Genomic DNA, 14723 nt, shown 5'->3' on the forward strand with positions numbered 1-14723 from the left:
CGATGTGGTGATCGTCGAGACCGTGGGCGTCGGCCAGTCGGAGACCGCGGTGGCGGAGATGGTGGACATCTTCCTCTTGCTGCTGCTGCCCGGCGGCGGCGACGAACTGCAGGGCATCAAGAAGGGCATCGTCGAGCTGGCCGACGCGGTGGTGGTCAACAAGGCCGACGGCGATCTCGCCGCGGCGGCGGAGCGGGCGGCCGCCGAATACCACGCCGCCCTCGGCCTCCTGCGCGCGCCGGACCCGGACTGGCGCCCGCCGGTGCTGCGCTGCTCGGCGCTGACCGGCCAGGGCATTGCCGAGGTTTGGGAGACCGTGGAGCGGCACCGGGCGGTCATGGAGGCCAAGGGCGCCCGCGCCGCCAAACGCGCCGCCCAGGCCGGCGCCTGGATGTGGACCGAGGTCGGCGACGGCCTGCTGCGGCGCTTCCGCGGCGATCCGGCGGTGGCCGCGGCCCTGGAGCGCCTGGAGGCGGAGGTTCGCGCCGGCACCACCACCCCCACGGCGGCGGCCCGGCGCCTGATCGGACTGTTTCTGGAGGATTAGGGGAGGCCTGTGCAGGTCCCCCTCACCCAGCTCCGGCTAGGCTCGCCCGAGGGCTCGCCAAGCCTGCGCAGCCCTCTCCCACGCCGGGGAGAGGGCAAATGAGGCGGCGGGCGTTGGGTTTCCCTCTCCCCGGCGTGGGAGAGGGAGGGGCCCGCGTGAGCGGGAGGGTGAGGGGGCCCTCGCTGGGGCTTGACCTGCCGGACCGGCTGGCTTAGAACCTCTCGCGCTGCGGGCGGCTCGGCCGCCCGCCCTTCATTTCCAGGCCCTGCCGGCGCCCCGGGCGCTGCGGCCGACAACCCAGGACGAGACCCATGGCACGACGCTGTGACTTCACCGGCAAGGGCGTTCAGGCCGGCAACAACGTGAGCCACGCCAACAACAAGACCCGGCGGCGCTTTCTGCCCAACCTGCAGGAAACCAGCCTGCTGAGCGACGCGCTCGGCCGTACGGTGCAGCTCAGGCTCTCCACCCGGGCGATCCGCACCATCGAAAAGCGCGGCGGCATCGACGCCTATCTGATGTCCACCAGCGCCGACAAGCTGGGCAAGCGCGCCCGCGAGCTGAAGCGCCAGATCAAGAAGGCCCTGGCCAAGCAGGCCGCCTGACGGCCGAGCGGCTTACAGGTTTCAGAAGAGGCCCGCTCCGGCGGGCCTTTTGCGTTTCATGGGCTCAGCGTTCGGGCAGTAGCTCGAACTGCACGATCAGGCTGCGCTGCAGGGCGTTGAAGTTGTCGTCGGCGAGCAGGGTGAGGCGGATGGCGCCCGTCGGCGTCCGGTGGACGGCGACGCCCTCGAAGTTGTCGAGGGTGAGCGGCGGGCGCAGTTCGGCGATCTCCGCGCTCTCCAGCACCGCGCCGGGCTGGATCGTCTCCAGCGGAATCCGGCTGAGGCGGATGCCGAGGCCGCCGAGCAGGGTGAAGCGGCGCTCCAGCAGGAGCACGTCACCGTCCGGCAGCAGGGTGGCGCCGGTGGGCTGAAACAGGCCGCTGGGCTTCAGGGCCAGCCGCGCCCAGTTCCCACTACTGCCGCCTTCCCCTTTCCAGAGATAGACGGCGGTGTTGTCGCCGTAGCGCTGGCCCTCGGTGAAGGCCAGCAGCCGCCCGTCGTTCAGCGCCACCAGGGCCTCGACCCCGGCGTTCAGGGCGGCCCCTGCGAGCGCCCGCGGCGCCGGAAAGGGCCTGGGCCGGGCGGCGAAGGAGTTCTGCGCCGGCAGGCGGCGAAAGCGGTGGTCCCGCTCATAGCCGACGACCAGGCTGCCGTCGGCGAAGCGGGCGAGGGATTCGGCGTCCTTGTGGCGGTCGCGGCTGAGTGGCGCGCCGTCGTCTCCCTTAAGGTGCCCGAGACGGCCCCCCTCGATGCCCGAGAGATGCCCCGCCGCATCGTAGGTCAGAGTCGCGGTCAGCCAGCGCCCGCGGTCGCTGATGGCCGCGAGCCGGGTTCCGGATTTGTCGGTCAGCAGATCGGAGAGGCCGCCGAAGGCCGAGGCGGAGGAGCTCAGGGCAAGTCCGCCGCGCCAGACCAGGCGGCCGACCTGCTGTTGCGCCCGGTCCTCGGGATTGAGGACCAGGGGACGGCTTTCGAGCGGCAGCGGCGATCCGCCGTCCGGCTGGCTGGCCGCCGGGACTGCGGCGAGCGCGACGGCGACGCAGAGGGCGGCTCCGAGGAGCGCGGGCAGCGTCGGTTTCACGCGGCGTCGTTCGCTCTGTCAGTCACGCTCTGCCCCCGTTCCGATCCCATCAAAAAGACGCGAGCCCGGCTCGCCGGGCCCACCTCCCAGTCTATATTGACCCCTCAAGGCCCGCCGCAAGTGCCGGACGCGGGCCACTTGTCGTTTCGATCAGGGAGACCAAGACATGCAGACCCTTGCGCGCCGTCAAGTCCTGACCTCTTTGGCGGGGATCCCGCTGGCGACCATCCTGGCCAACCCGCAGCTTGCCCGGGCGGCGGCGGCCGGCCTGGAGGAGGTCTCCATCACCACCGAGGGCGGGCGCAAGGTGACCGCTTCCCTGGCGCTGCCGGAGACGACGCCGGCGCCGACCATCGTGGTGATCCACGAGTGGTGGGGCCTCAACGACCAGATCAAGACCGTGGCCGCCGAATACGCCAGAGAAGGCTTCGTGGCGCTGGCCGTTGACCTCTACGGCGGCCAGGTGGCGAGCGATCCCGATGGCGCCCGCGCACTCATGCAGGCCACCGATCCCGTGGCGGCGACCGACAGCCTCAAATCCTGGATCGCCTGGCTGAAGACCCACGAGAACAGCACCGGCAAGGTGGGCACCGTCGGCTTCTGCTTCGGCGGCGGCTGGTCGCTGAACGCCTCCATCGCCGCGCCGGTGGACGCCACGGTGGTCTACTACGGCCGCGTCACCCCCCCGGCCTCCGAACTGAAAAAACTGGCGGGTCCGGTGCTCGGCCACTTCGGCACCGAAGACGCCTTCATCAACGAAGCCATGGTCGGCGGATTCGAGGCGCAGATGGCCAAGGCCGGCAAGCCCTTCGAAAACCACTGGTACGTCGCCAACCACGCCTTCGCCAACCCCTCCTCGGCGCGCTACGACCAGGAGGACGCGGCGCTGGCCTGGAGCCGCACCCTGACGTTCTTCAAGAAGCATCTGAGCTAGGCGACCAGCCCCCCTCACCCAGCTTCGCCTAGGTTCGGTCTTCGCCCTCACCAAGGCTCTGCAACCCTCTCCCGCGGAGGGGAGAGGGAACCAAATGTGCGGCTGAGATGTCCCTCTCCCCGGCGTGGGAGAGGGAGGGGCCCGCGTGAGCGGGAGGGTGAGGGGGGCTTGGTTTCGCTACGTCGACCTAGTGCAGACCAGCCCGCCGGCGGCGGGTGTGGTGGACCGCGTTGGGGCCCTCTTCGTCGAACAGCTCGGCGAGTTTTTCCATCACCGTGCCGCCGAGCTGTTCGGCGTCGACGATGGTGACGGCGCGGCGGTAGTAGCGGGTCACGTCGTGGCCGATGCCGATGGCCAGCAGCTCCACCGGCGAGCGGTTCTCGATGTAAGCGATGACGTCGCGCAGGTGGCGCTCCAGATAGTTCCCCGGATTGACCGAGAGGGTCGAGTCGTCCACCGGGGCGCCGTCGGAGATGACCATCAGGATGCGCCGCTGCTCGGGCCGGCCGATGAGGCGGTTGTGGGCCCAGAGCAGGGCCTCGCCGTCGATGTTCTCCTTCAGGATACCCTCGCGCAGCATCAGGCCCAGGTTCTTGCGCGCCCGGCGCCAGGGCGCGTCGGCGGACTTGTAGACGATGTGGCGCAGGTCGTTGAGGCGGCCCGGGTTGGCGGGCTTGCCGGCGCCGATCCAGCGCTCCCGCGACTGGCCGCCCTTCCACATGCGCGTCGTGAAGCCGAGGATCTCCACCTTGACCCCGCAGCGCTCCAGCGTGCGTGCCAGGATGTCGGCACTCATGGCGGCCACGGTGATGGGTCGGCCGCGCATGGAGCCCGAGTTGTCGATGAGCAGGCTCACCACGGTGTCGCGGAAGTCCATGTCCCGCTCCTGCTTGTAGCTGAGCGAGTGCATGGGGTTGACCACCACCCGGGCGAGGCGCGCGGTATCGAGGATGCCTTCCTCCAGATTGAAGTCCCAGGCGCGGGTCTGCTTGGCCAGCAGGCGGCGCTGCAGGCGGTTGGCCAGGCGCGCGATGACGCCCTGCAGGTGGGCCAACTGCTGATCGAGCAACTGGCGCAGACGGGTCAGCTCGTCGGGATCGCAGAGCTCCTCGGCCTCGATGGTCTCGTCGAACTCCTGGGTGAAGGCGCGGTAGGCATCCTGGTCCGCGGCGTTGTGGCCGAAGAGTTCCGGCAGTTGCCCGGGGCGCCCGGGGTCGTCCTCGCCCTCGCCCTCCATCATCTCGCTGTCGGCTTCTGCGGTCTGCGGGTCGCTGGTCTCCGCTTCGCTGCCGTCGCTGTCCTCACCGTCCATGGTGGTCGGCGTCTCGGCGGACTCGTCGCCGTCGGTCTGGCTGCCGTCGTTGTCCTGGTCGCTCTCGTCCTGCTGCTGCGAGTCCTCGCTGTCGTCCTCCTCCATGTCCTCGTCGAGGCCCATGTCGATATCCAGATGCGAGAGCATGTCGCGCACGGCCTCGGCGAAGGTTTCCTGATCCTCCGCGCGATGGGCCAGTTCGGCGATGTCCTGAAAGATCTCCGGGCCCAGCACCGGGCGCCAGAGGTCGACCAGGGCGCGGGCGTCCGGCGGCGGCGGGGTGCCGGTGATGGCCTCGCGCGCCAGGAGCCGCAGCGCCTCGCAGAGCGGCGCGTCCTCACGGCTGGTCGCGCGGTTGAAGCCGCGGTTGCGATACTGCTCGCTGAGGGCCGCGTCCAGGTTCTGGGCGACGCCGCACATGCGCCGCATGCCCAGGGCCTCGCAGCGCGCCTGCTCGACGGCGTCGTAGATTTCCCGCGCCTCCTGGGAGCGCGGCCGGCTGCCGGCGTGGACAGCGCCGTCGTGATGGCGCAGGCGCAGCGCCGCGGCATCGGACTCGCCGCGCACCAGGGCGGCATCCTCCGGCGGCAGGTTGCGCGCCGGCAGGGTCACCTTCACTTCCTTGCCGACCAGGCCCTGGCCGCGCGGCGCGAAGTTGACATTGATGTCGTTGCGCTCGGCAATCGCCCGCACCGTCGCGGCGGTGGTCCGCCTGAAGAGATCGAGCGGGTTCTCCGGCTGGCTCATGGTGGAGAGATCAGGCCAGGTTTGCCGAGACGCCCGACTCCGGCAGCTCGCTGCCGAAGCAACGCTGATAGTACTCGGCGACGATGGGGCGCTCGATCTCGTCGCACTTGTTGAGGAAGGTGACCCGGAAGGCAAAGCCGATGTCGTTGAAGATCGTCGCGTTCTCGGCCCAGGTGATCACGGTGCGCGGGCTCATCACGGTGGAGATGTCGCCGTTGACGAAGCCGCTGCGGGTGAGGTCCGCCAGGGCCACCATGGCCGAGATGGTCTCCTGGCCTTCGGCATTGTCGTAGTCCGGGCACTTGGACAGCACGATGTCGGACTCTTCGTCGTGGGCCAGGTAGTTCAGGGTGGCGACGATGTTCCAGCGGTCCATCTGGCCCTGGTTGATCTGCTGGGTGCCGTGGTAGAGGCCGGTGGTGTCGCCCAGGCCGATGGTGTTGGTGGTGGCGAAGAGGCGGAAGGCGGAATGCGGGCGGATGACCCGGTTCTGGTCCAGAAGGGTCAGCTTGCCCTCCACCTCCAGGACCCGCTGGATCACGAACATGACGTCCGGCCGACCGGCGTCGTACTCGTCGAAGACCAGCGCCGTGGGGCGCTGCAGCGCCCAGGGCAGCAGGCCTTCGCGGAATTCGGTCACCTGCTTGCCGTCCTTCAGGACGATGGCGTCCTTGCCCACCAGATCGATGCGGCTGATGTGGCTGTCCAGGTTGATGCGGATGCAGGGCCAGTTGAGGCGCGCCGAGACCTGCTCGATATGGGTCGACTTGCCGGTCCCGTGGTAGCCCTGGATCATGACCCGGCGGTTGTGGGCGAAGCCCGCGAGAATTGCCAGGGTGGTATCGCGGTCGAAGCGGTAGGACTCGTCCACATAAGGCACGTAGTCGCTGGTCTGGCTGTAGGCCGGTACGTGGATATCGCTGTCGATGCCGAAGGTCTGGCGCACCGAGACTTCGATATCCGGGCCCTGCTCCGGCATGTCGCTGCCTTGGGCCGTAGGATCTGCTGTGACCATTGGGTTAGGAATTCCGTCGTTCTGGGTTTAGCGGCCGGGACTGGGTGTCGGACCTGCACCAGCCCTGTTGAACATCACTAGAAGGCGGCCTTCAAGTCCGAATACGCCAGGTTAATGATTTTCAACCGTTCTTCGGCCTGGAGGTCGCCGCCGTTGCGGTCGGGATGCAGTTCCTTGGCCAGGGTCTTGTAGCGCGCCTTGACGTCCTCGAAGCTGGCGTCCGGGTCGAGGTTGAGGACCGCCAACGCCTTGGCCTGCTTGCTGTTGGGCGGGAAACGCCCGCCGCGCTGTGCCGTAGCCTCCAAGTCCTCGCCGAAGAGGCCGAAGTCGTCCCGGAACTGGCTGCCGGGGTCTGCATCTGCCCCTTTTTTGCGGCCTGCGAAGGGCCAAGACGGCCGCTGCCAGACCGCGTCGCGGCGCCGGATCGCCTCGATGGAATCCGCGTCCAGGTCCTTGAAGTAATCCCAGGCCGCGTTGTACTCGCGGACGTGCTCCAGGCAGAACCAGTAGTAGCTGTTCAAGGTCTCGCGCGAACGCGGCGCACGGTAGAGGCCTTCTTCCGTACAGCCCGGCCGGTCGCAGAGGCGCGTGTCGCTTTGCGCGTTGCGACCCCTCAAAGGGGGCAGACTCTCACTGGACCGGATCATGGGCGAAGTATGAAGATGGGCCCTGATCGGTGCAAGGCAAGGCAGGGTTGCCGGAAACGCAGAGGAAGCGCCGGTGCCCGCCGTGTCGGCCCCGTTGACAGAACGCGGCGAGAGCGACACCTTCGCCGCCGGACCAGACTTGAAAGGAGCAGGCTTTTGGCCGTCGCCGAGACAATCGAACGGAAACTGACGGAGGCCCTGGCGCCCCTGCGCCTGAGGATCGTCGACGACTCGGAAAAGCACCGGGGCCATGCCGGCTACCGCGAGGGCGGCGAGACCCACTTCCGCGTGGAAGTCGTCTCGCGGGACTTTGCCGGTCTCACCAGGGTCGCCCGCCAGCGGCGGGTGTACGAGATCCTCGCCGCGGAACTGGAGGAACAGGTCCACGCCCTGCAGCTCAAGACCCTGACCCCGGAAGAAGATCGACCGTCGGATTAGGGTCTCCGCGTCATGAGCATCGGGGCGTAGCGCAGCACAAAGACCAGGAAGCCGGCGGTCCATGCCGTGGCGCCGAGGTGCAACAGGGCGGTCGGTTCGGCCGCCCAGTCCGCCGCCACCCGCGCCGCGGCGCCGGCCAACACCAACAGATAGGCGAGACTGGTCGCCCAGCCCGCCCGCAGTGGCCGGCCGGAGTGGCCGAGGCTGGCACGGGTCATCACCGCCAGGGTCAACAGACCCATGGCCCCCGCCCCCAGGGCATGCAGGGGCTGTTGGGCGGAAGCCAGGTCCGGGAACAGAATGGCCAGGGCGAAGAGGGCAAAGGCCACCGGCACCCAGGCGTAGGCCAGGTGCAAGACCAACAGCAGCGGTTCGGCCAGCGTCGCCGACCCGCGCCAGCGCAGCAGACGCCAGACGTTGGCCGCGGCGGCGAGGGCGAAGGCCAATCCTGTTATCCTGCCGCCCGGTACGACAATCCAGCAAGCGAGCGCGACGAGGCTGACGGCGAGAGCGGCCTTGTCGGGGGCGCCGAAAGGCGCGGGCAGCGCCCTTGCCGCCCGCTTCTTCAGCCAGTTGCCGGTGAAACTCGGAATGATGCGCCCGCCGATCAGCATCATCATCATCGCCGCCATGGCGAAACCGATTCGCATGCCCAGGTCCTGCGGGCCGAACAGAAAGACCGCATCGGCTGCCGCCAGCGCGGTGACCAGAAGGCAGAGCGGCAGATTTCGACGATTGCCGCCGGCCAGGATCTCGCGCCAGACCACCAGCGCAAGGATCACCGGAAACGCCAGAGCCGCTGCGCTGCCGAGCGGACCGTCGCCGTCGAGCAGCATGGCAGCGCGCCCGGCAAGCCAAAGGGCGAAGAGCGCCATGAGGGGCGGGCCGGCGATGGGCAGGCGGCCGGTCCAGTTGGGGATGGCCGTCAGCAGGAAGCCCGCCAGGGCCGCGCTCAGATAGCCGAACAGCATTTCGTGGATATGCCAGGCGCGGGGATCGGCCATGCCCGGCAGATCGAGGGCGCCGAAATAGAGCAGCATCCACAGCGGTAGTGCGGCAGTGGCGAGGATGCCGGCGCCAAGAAAAAAGGGCCGGAATCCCGCCGAGAAGATCGCCGGGCCCCGGTAGGCGCGGCGGCGCTCGCTGGAGGTGGGGAGTGCCTGAGCCATGGCAGGTTTGCCGATCTCCCTCGGCTTTGCTAGTGCTGCGGATCCGGGTGGAAAGCCTCGGCAAGCATCCATCGGGCGTCAATGTGCCGGGTGGTCGCACCATCTGGGTACTGCCCACTCCCCCGTTCTCAGCAGCGGTTTGGCGATGATCGAATTTGGCCTCTCCATCCTGGTCTTTCTCGCGGCGCACATCGCTCCCGCGGCCACCGGGCTGCGCGGCTATCTGATCGAGAGGATCGGGCGACGTGCCTATCTAGCGGTCTACTCCCTGGTGTCCCTGGCCACCATCGCCTGGGTAATCGCCGCGGCGGTCGCGGCCCCTTACATCGAGGTCTGGCCGCCGAGCGGCGTGGCGGCGCTGGTTCCGGTCGTGGCGATGCTGCCGGCCTGCCTGCTCATGGCGGGTGCGGTCTTGCGCCCCAATCCGCTGTCGGTTGCCTTCGCCGGCGGTATGACCGATCCGAGGGCGCCAGGGGTGCTGGCACTGACCCGCCATCCGATCCTCTGGGCCTTCTTTCTCTGGGCGGGAAGCCACGCTGTTGCCAACGGCGATCTGGTCGCCTTGATCCTGTTCGGCGCGCTGGCTGCCTTTAGCCTTAGCGGAATGAGACGGCTTGAGCGGCGGGCCGCCGGGCGCCTCTCGGCGGACGACCTGGCAGCCGCCAGAGCCATCGCCCGGGGCCCGGTCCTGGATCGGCTGCGCCACCTGGCGACGCTGCGCGCAGCTTTCGAGGCCCTGATCGGCCTGTTGCTCTATGGAGGGCTGCTACTTCTGCACGGCCCGGTAATCGGCGTCGAGCCCCTGGCCGCCCTCTGACGGCGTATCGTCGCCGGTGTAGACGTCCGGCCAGGACTTCTTCACCACCGGGCTGTCGCTGCGAAAGGCATAGCAACTGTCCAGCAGGCCCGGCTTCTCGCCGGGCTTGCGGGCGCCGGCCTTTTTGGCGCGCACCGGATAGAGAGTCTGGAAGGCCACCGTGGCCATGGCGCCCAGCAACTCGATCAGGTGGGTGCAGCCGTCGGTAGCGCCGATCTGCTTGCGCACCTGCTGGCGCCAGCCGGTCTTGATCTGGCAGCCGATGATCCGTTTGAAGTTCGGCGTCACATCCGGGCAGATGGCAAAGGGGCTGTCGTCGGTGGCGGCCTCGATGTCATGCACCACGAAGTCGTCGTCGATGGTCAGGCGGATCGACATGTCGTGCAGCGCCTCGCCCGGCTTGATCTCGCCGCGATAGTCGTTGGCGAAGGGATAGGTCTTGGTATCGACGATGCGCCCCTCGATGTCCCAGAGGCCGTCGCTGCGCTGATAACCCTGAAAATCGTAAGTCCGGTGGTGGAGCTTCTTGCGGTCCACAGGGGCGGGAGGCAGGGGCATGGCGAGTGACTACGGCGGCTGTTTCAGACGGACGCGGCGACTATAGGCGGCCAGCGCGGTGCGTCAACCGATGCCCAAAGCCAATGCCTGCCGAAAAAGCCGCCGGAGCGTCAGCCGGTGCCGTAGCCGGTATCGAAGATGAAGGCCTCGCGCTGCTGCAGGTCTTCTTCCAGCTCCCGCTTCACGGCGGCATAGAGGTCGCGGATCGAGACGATGCCGACCACCGCGCCGTCGTGGAGCACCGGCAGGTGGCGATAGCCGGAAGCGCGCATCCGCTCCAGGACGTTGAAGGCGATGTCCTCCGGGCCGACGGTGTCGGGATTGGGGGTCATCACCTGTTCCAGCCTGGTGCTGTCCGGGTCGAGCCCTTTGGCCACGACGCGGGTCAGGGCATCGCGTTCGGTGAAGATGCCTTCCAGCCGTCCTTCGGTCCCGACCAGGACGGCGCCGATATGACGTTCCGCCATGTTGCGGGCGGCATCGCGTACCGTCGTGCTTGCCGGCAGCAGCTCGATCCGCTGCTCGCTGACGATATGCGGAACAACCTTTCGGTGCATATATTCCTCCCGCCTGCACGTATCTCTGTGCGAGACCTATTGGTCTGATGTTGCATCCAATTGTGCAGATGCCCGCCAGGAGCGTCAAGCGACAGCCTGAGTCCCGCCTGTGGCAAAGGAACAGCCGCATTGCGCCCGATTCCGCCGAATTGCCCGCTATGCTTGAGGAACGGGCGGCCGTGCCAAAGCAAAAAAGAGGCTCAGCTGCGCACCGCACGGGCCAGGACCGCCACGTCAACGCCACGGGCGCCGGCTGCGAGGGCGGCGCGCGCGCAGGCCGAGACCGTGGCGCCGGTGGTCATGACATCGTCCACCAGAAGCAGCCGACGGCCGCGCAAGGCCTCCTGCCGGCCGGCCCGAACGGCAAAGGCTCCGGCCACGTTGCGGCGCCGCCGGTCGGCGCTGAGGCGCCCCTGGCTCGGCGTCGCCCGCCGGCGCACCAGGAGATCCGGCATCCCGGCCAGGCCGCTGCGCAGGGACAGGGCCTGTGCGAGGAGGGCCGCCTGGTTGTAGCGCCGGGCAAAGAGGCGCCGCCAGTGCAGGGGCACCGGTGCGATGAGGTCGCAGTCGGCGATCAACTCGCCTGCCGCCCGTTCCATCCATTGGGCGAAGGCGCCGGCCGCCTCGGTGCGGTCCGCGTGCTTGAAGCTGAGCACCAGCGGGCGGCTAGCCTCGTCGTAGCGCAGCACGGCCCGCGCCCTTTGAAACGGCGGCGGGCTGCGCAGGCAGGCTCCGCAGGTCATGGCGTCCGCCTTCGCTGGCGCCGGGTCATGGTCGAAGGGCAGGCCGCAGTGGCCGCAGAGCGGCTCGGTGACAAAGGAGACGTCGGTCCAGCACGACACGCAGAGCGTACCGGGCTGCTCGACCAACAGGCCGCAGCGCAGACAGCGTGGCGGCAGCACGAGGTCGACGAGCCCGCGCAGGGGTGCGGTTAGCGCTCGCGCGGCGTTCCGGCCAACGGCGTTTCGGGCGGGGCGGCTGGCTCCTTGATGCTCCATCTCTTCAAGTCTGGTCGAGGGCTGCAGGTCGGTCAATTCCCGGCCAAATCTCTGCGGGCCGCCCCGCCCTTTCCCCGGCCGGGGCGAGCCGCCATAGTGGCGGCGATGAACGAGGCGCCGAAGATCTTTGACCGTGCGACCCTGCGCCAGCGCCGCGACCGCGCCGCCCGGGGAATTGCCGCGCACGACTTCCTGTTCCGCGAAGTGGCGGACCGTCTCTTGGAGCGTCTGGACGATGTCCGCCGGACGTTTCCGCTGGCCTTGGACCTGGGGTGTCACAATGGTCTTGTCGGGCAGATCCTGGGGGCCCGGTCCGGCGGAACCGGGGCTGTCGACCGGCTCATTCAGTCGGACCTCTCGCCGGCGATGGCCGGTCTCGCCGCCGCGACCGGCAGCCCCGCGCTGGCCGCCGACGAGGAGGCCCTGCCCTTTGCGCCGGCCAGCTTCGACCTGATCGTCTCGGTGCTCAGCCTGCACTGGGTCAACGACCTGCCGGGTTGCCTGCTGCAGGTCTGCCAGGCCTTGAAGCCGGACGGCCTTTTCCTTGCCGCGATGATCGGCGGCGACAGCCTCGCCGAGCTCCGCGCTGCTCTGTTGCAGGCGGAGATCGACGTCGAGGACGGCGCCAGTCCGCGTGTGTCGCCCTTCGCCGACGTCCGCGACATGGGCGGGCTGTTGCAGCGCGCGGGCTTCGCCCTGCCGGTTGCCGACGTCGACAGCATCTCCGTGACCTATCCCTCGGCGCTTGCGCTGATGCAGGAGCTGCGGGGCATGGGCGAATCCAATGCGGACAGCAGCCGCCGGCGCGCGGTGACGCGCCGCGAGATACTGTTGCGCGCGGCAGCGCTTTATGCGGAGCGTCACGGAACGGCCGAGGGCCGTATTCCGGCGCGCTTCGAGATCATCTATCTGACAGGCTGGCGCCCCCATGCCTCGCAGCCGCAGGCTCTGCGCCCAGGCAGCGCTTCGGCGCGCTTGGCCGAGGCCCTGGGCGGCAAGGAGCAGGCTGCCGGCGAAAGCGCGCAGCCGAAGGACAAGAGCTGAGAGCCCGACAACAAGACCTTCGTAAATGTTCCAATGACTTGAGCGGTCGATCCAGATCGCAGTGCGGGCAGCTAGGGTTTCGAGCCGTGAGAAACCATGGCATGACCTTCTTCGGTCGCTGCGGAGCGGTAGTAGTTGAGAATGAACACGCGGACACCGGCCGTCAGACCCGACTGGGTCCGCTCCCGGTCGACTTGAGTACAGATGTCGTGGACGGTTCGCGATTCGCGCTTGCAGATTTCGTTCAGCGCGTCCCACATTTCAGGTTCCAACCGAATGCTCGTCCGTCGATCGGTCAGCGTAACGTTGCGACTGATAAGAGTGGTCACGATCCCCTGAATACTTTCCCCTAAGGACGAGTTCCTGCCCATATGCAGGACAATCATAACGTCTAACAACCACCAGTAGCAAGCGCCGAAGGGACGTACTCGGATTTGTCGAGATCGTCCTGGACACACAACGGTGCCGTGCAAATGTGGATTGATGGGCGCCGATCAATTTCGGCGCAGCGGCGCCCTAAAGGAGGTCGCGCAACAGGGCGACCAAGGGCGCATCCGCGGGCGGCATGTCGTAGTCGCCCAAACGCGCGGGTTTGACCCAGGCGAGCGCCTGTCCTTCGCGCGCTTGCACACGGCCTCGCCACGTGCGGCAGGCGTAGAGCGGCATCAGCAGATGGAAGTCGTCGTAGCCGTGAGAGGCAAAGGCGATGGGCGCGAGGCAGCTCTGCCGCGTATCGATTCCAAGCTCTTCCTGCAGTTCGCGCACCAGCGCCGCCTCGGGCGTTTCACCCGAATCGACCTTGCCGCCGGGAAACTCCCAAAGCCCGGCCAGGGCGCGGCCCTCGGGGCGCTGCGCGATCAGCACGCGGCCGTCGACATCGATCAGGGCGGCGGCGGCGACCAGCAGCAGGCGGGCGGGCGGACCCTGCCGTTCCTCGGCCTCCCAGCAACCGCCGGAACCTGTGTCGAGAGGGTCAGGCGGCCGGTCGGACAAGCGGTCAACTCCGATAGTCGGCATTGATCGAAATGTAACCGTGGGTCAGATCGCAGGTCCAGACCGTGGCCCGGCCGCGGCCGATCCCGACGTCTACCTGTATGTCGATAGTCGCGCCTTTCATGTGCGCCGCCACCGGCGCTTCGTCATAGCCCGGCACAGCCTCACCCCGCGCGGCGACGGCGATGCCGCCGATCTGAATGGCCAGGCGGTCGCGGTCGGCGCGTTCCCCGGACTTGCCCACGGCCATGACGATGCGCCCCCAGTTCGCGTCTTCGCCGGCGATCGCCGTCTTCACCAGGGGGGAGTTGCCGATGGCCAGACCGATACGCCGTGCGGCGGCCCGCGAGGCCGCACCGCCCACGGTGATGGTCACGAACTTGCTGGCGCCCTCGCCGTCGCGCACCACCTGTTGCGCCAGGTCGCAGAGCAGATCCTGCAGGGCGGCCTTGAACGGCTTGAGCCGGGGATCGGCGGCGTCGGTGATGCGCGGATGCTTCGCCTTGCCGCTGGCCGCCAGCAGCAGGGTGTCGCTGGTCGAGGTGTCGCCGTCGACGGTGATGCAGTTGAAGCTCTGGTCCGCGGATTGCCGGAGCAGGCGCTGGAGGACCGCCGGCGGCAGCCGCGCGTCGGTCGCGGCGAAGGCCAGCATCGTCGCCATGTCCGGCGCGATCATGCCGGAGCCCTTGGCGATGCCGCAGAGCGTCACCGCCTGCCCGGCGATCTCGGTCTGGCGGACAGCGCCTTTGGGAAAGGTGTCGGTGGTCATGATGGCCTCGGCGGCCGCCTGCCAGGGCAGCGGGTCCAGTTTCCGGGGCAGCCTTGCCAACTCTTTGATCACCAGCCCGTCGGGCAGCGCCTCGCCGATGACCCCGGTGGAGGCGACGAAGACTTCGCCGCGGCGGCAGTCCAGGCTCTCCGCCGCCGCCTTGACCACGCGGTCGACCGAGGCCGTACCCTTCTTGCCGGTGAAGGCATTGGCGTTGCCGGAGTTCACGACGATGGCGCGGACCCGCCCCCGCGGCAAGCGCGCCCTGCACCATTCCACCGGCGCCGAGGCTGTTTTGGAACGGGTGAGGACCCCGGCGATGCTGCTGCCGGGATCGAAGGCAATCAGACAGAGATCGGTCCGGCCTTTGTACTTGATGCCACAGGAGGCGGTTGCGAGGCGCACGCCGTCAACTGGCGGCATGGCCGGAAAGCCCGCCGGCGCCAAAGGCGATTTCTTCATCGACAAGCCCTACGTTCCCCCTGCGGCTCC

General features: G+C 68.4%; 16 protein-coding genes and 1 pseudogene. 6 read left to right on the top strand and 11 right to left on the bottom strand.

Going from position 1 to position 14723, the window contains the following annotated elements:
* Both Q0996_RS09940 and rpmB read left to right on the top strand, forming a co-directional pair.
* A pseudogene (locus Q0996_RS09940) lies at nucleotides 1–547 on the top strand (methylmalonyl Co-A mutase-associated GTPase MeaB); the annotation flags it as partial.
* A 311-nt stretch (nucleotides 548–858) separates the two neighbouring features.
* Nucleotides 859–1152 carry a 50S ribosomal protein L28 gene (rpmB, locus tag Q0996_RS09945; RefSeq protein WP_299618438.1) on the top strand — a complete coding sequence of 98 codons (294 nt, stop codon included), beginning with the start codon at nucleotides 859–861 and terminating at the stop codon, nucleotides 1150–1152.
* A 64-nt stretch (nucleotides 1153–1216) separates the two neighbouring features.
* Here the strand turns inward: rpmB and Q0996_RS09950 are convergent, their stop codons facing one another.
* Nucleotides 1217–2233 carry an esterase-like activity of phytase family protein gene (locus tag Q0996_RS09950; RefSeq protein ID WP_299618442.1) on the bottom strand — a complete coding sequence of 339 codons (1017 nt, stop codon included), beginning with the start codon at nucleotides 2231–2233 and terminating at the stop codon, nucleotides 1217–1219.
* A gap of 166 nt (nucleotides 2234–2399) precedes the next feature.
* On the opposite strand from Q0996_RS09950, the gene Q0996_RS09955 reads away from it, so the two are divergent.
* Complete coding sequence (locus tag Q0996_RS09955) at nucleotides 2400–3167, top strand: dienelactone hydrolase family protein (protein ID WP_299618445.1); 768 nt, start codon at nucleotides 2400–2402, stop codon at nucleotides 3165–3167.
* 187 nt (nucleotides 3168–3354) lie between these two features.
* Here Q0996_RS09955 and cobT read toward each other — a convergent pair whose 3' ends face one another.
* From cobT to Q0996_RS09970, 3 genes are all read right to left on the bottom strand, one after another.
* Complete coding sequence (gene cobT / locus Q0996_RS09960) at nucleotides 3355–5226, bottom strand: cobaltochelatase subunit CobT (RefSeq protein WP_299618448.1); 1872 nt, start codon at nucleotides 5224–5226, stop codon at nucleotides 3355–3357.
* A gap of 10 nt (nucleotides 5227–5236) precedes the next feature.
* Entirely contained in the window at nucleotides 5237–6241 is a 1005-nt protein-coding gene (gene cobS, locus Q0996_RS09965) for a cobaltochelatase subunit CobS (RefSeq protein ID WP_299618451.1), read from the bottom strand.
* Between the two features lie 77 nt (nucleotides 6242–6318).
* A complete protein-coding gene (locus tag Q0996_RS09970) occupies nucleotides 6319–6858 on the bottom strand; it encodes a J domain-containing protein (protein WP_299618454.1) in 540 nt (179 codons plus the stop codon).
* 186 nt (nucleotides 6859–7044) lie between these two features.
* Between Q0996_RS09970 and Q0996_RS09975 the strand changes: the two genes are divergently transcribed.
* Nucleotides 7045–7326 carry a BolA family transcriptional regulator gene (locus tag Q0996_RS09975; RefSeq protein ID WP_299618457.1) on the top strand — a complete coding sequence of 94 codons (282 nt, stop codon included), beginning with the start codon at nucleotides 7045–7047 and terminating at the stop codon, nucleotides 7324–7326.
* On the opposite strand, the gene Q0996_RS09980 is transcribed toward Q0996_RS09975, so the two are convergent.
* On the bottom strand, nucleotides 7323–8495 hold the full coding sequence (locus Q0996_RS09980; protein WP_299618459.1) for an NnrS family protein: 1173 nt from the start codon (nucleotides 8493–8495) through the stop codon (nucleotides 7323–7325). The two genes, Q0996_RS09975 and Q0996_RS09980, sit on opposite strands and share 4 nt — an antisense overlap.
* A 145-nt stretch (nucleotides 8496–8640) precedes the next feature.
* Between Q0996_RS09980 and Q0996_RS09985 the strand changes: the two genes are divergently transcribed.
* The gene (locus Q0996_RS09985; protein ID WP_299618461.1) at nucleotides 8641–9312 is read left to right on the top strand and encodes an NnrU family protein; all 672 of its coding nucleotides are present in this window, start codon (nucleotides 8641–8643) and stop codon (nucleotides 9310–9312) included.
* Here Q0996_RS09985 and Q0996_RS09990 read toward each other — a convergent pair.
* From Q0996_RS09990 to Q0996_RS10000, 3 genes are all read right to left on the bottom strand, one after another.
* Nucleotides 9262–9870 (bottom strand): DUF2889 domain-containing protein, encoded by a 609-nt coding sequence (locus Q0996_RS09990; protein WP_299618464.1) that lies wholly within the window; start codon nucleotides 9868–9870, stop codon nucleotides 9262–9264. The genes Q0996_RS09985 and Q0996_RS09990 overlap by 51 nt on opposite strands.
* Before the next feature lie 110 nt (nucleotides 9871–9980).
* Nucleotides 9981–10427: a cyclic nucleotide-binding/CBS domain-containing protein gene (locus tag Q0996_RS09995; RefSeq protein WP_299618467.1), complete on the bottom strand. Its 447-nt coding sequence runs from the start codon at nucleotides 10425–10427 to the stop codon at nucleotides 9981–9983.
* A 200-nt stretch (nucleotides 10428–10627) separates the two neighbouring features.
* Nucleotides 10628–11461 carry a ComF family protein gene (locus tag Q0996_RS10000; protein ID WP_299618469.1) on the bottom strand — a complete coding sequence of 278 codons (834 nt, stop codon included), beginning with the start codon at nucleotides 11459–11461 and terminating at the stop codon, nucleotides 10628–10630.
* A gap of 69 nt (nucleotides 11462–11530) precedes the next feature.
* On the opposite strand from Q0996_RS10000, the gene Q0996_RS10005 reads away from it, so the two are divergent.
* Nucleotides 11531–12469, top strand: coding sequence for a methyltransferase domain-containing protein (locus tag Q0996_RS10005; protein ID WP_299618471.1), 939 nt, complete (start codon nucleotides 11531–11533; stop codon nucleotides 12467–12469).
* A gap of 71 nt (nucleotides 12470–12540) precedes the next feature.
* Here Q0996_RS10005 and Q0996_RS10010 read toward each other — a convergent pair whose 3' ends face one another.
* The 3 genes from Q0996_RS10010 to argJ form a co-directional block, all read right to left on the bottom strand.
* Complete coding sequence (locus Q0996_RS10010; protein ID WP_322096679.1) at nucleotides 12541–12855, bottom strand: ribbon-helix-helix domain-containing protein; 315 nt, start codon at nucleotides 12853–12855, stop codon at nucleotides 12541–12543.
* A 130-nt stretch (nucleotides 12856–12985) separates the two neighbouring features.
* Nucleotides 12986–13378, bottom strand: a complete 393-nt coding sequence (mutT, locus tag Q0996_RS10015; RefSeq protein WP_299618532.1) for an 8-oxo-dGTP diphosphatase MutT — start codon at nucleotides 13376–13378, stop codon at nucleotides 12986–12988.
* An 88-nt stretch (nucleotides 13379–13466) separates the two neighbouring features.
* A complete protein-coding gene (gene argJ / locus Q0996_RS10020) occupies nucleotides 13467–14699 on the bottom strand; it encodes a bifunctional glutamate N-acetyltransferase/amino-acid acetyltransferase ArgJ (RefSeq protein WP_299618475.1) in 1233 nt (410 codons plus the stop codon).
* Nucleotides 14700–14723 lie beyond the last annotated feature (24 nt).

It is taken from the genome of Pelagibius sp., from assembly GCF_028289705.1.
Taxonomy (GTDB): Bacteria; Pseudomonadota; Alphaproteobacteria; order Kiloniellales; family Kiloniellaceae; genus Pelagibius.

Bases quoted from the DNA above. Each gene is read 5' to 3' on its own strand.
- Q0996_RS09985 (WP_299618461.1), top strand. From the start codon at position 8,641: ATGATCGAATTTGGCCTCTCCATCCTGGTCTTTCTCGCGGCGCACATC.
- Q0996_RS09955 (WP_299618445.1), top strand. From the start codon at position 2,400: ATGCAGACCCTTGCGCGCCGTCAAGTCCTGACCTCTTTGGCGGGGATC.
- Q0996_RS10005 (WP_299618471.1), top strand. From the start codon at position 11,531: ATGAACGAGGCGCCGAAGATCTTTGACCGTGCGACCCTGCGCCAGCGC.
- Q0996_RS10010 (WP_322096679.1), bottom strand. From the start codon at position 12,855: ATGATTGTCCTGCATATGGGCAGGAACTCGTCCTTAGGGGAAAGTATT.
- cobT (WP_299618448.1), bottom strand. From the start codon at position 5,226: ATGAGCCAGCCGGAGAACCCGCTCGATCTCTTCAGGCGGACCACCGCC.
- cobS (WP_299618451.1), bottom strand. From the start codon at position 6,241: ATGGTCACAGCAGATCCTACGGCCCAAGGCAGCGACATGCCGGAGCAG.
- rpmB (WP_299618438.1), top strand. From the start codon at position 859: ATGGCACGACGCTGTGACTTCACCGGCAAGGGCGTTCAGGCCGGCAAC.
- Q0996_RS09980 (WP_299618459.1), bottom strand. From the start codon at position 8,495: ATGGCTCAGGCACTCCCCACCTCCAGCGAGCGCCGCCGCGCCTACCGG.
- Q0996_RS09990 (WP_299618464.1), bottom strand. From the start codon at position 9,870: ATGCCCCTGCCTCCCGCCCCTGTGGACCGCAAGAAGCTCCACCACCGG.
- Q0996_RS09995 (WP_299618467.1), bottom strand. From the start codon at position 10,427: ATGCACCGAAAGGTTGTTCCGCATATCGTCAGCGAGCAGCGGATCGAG.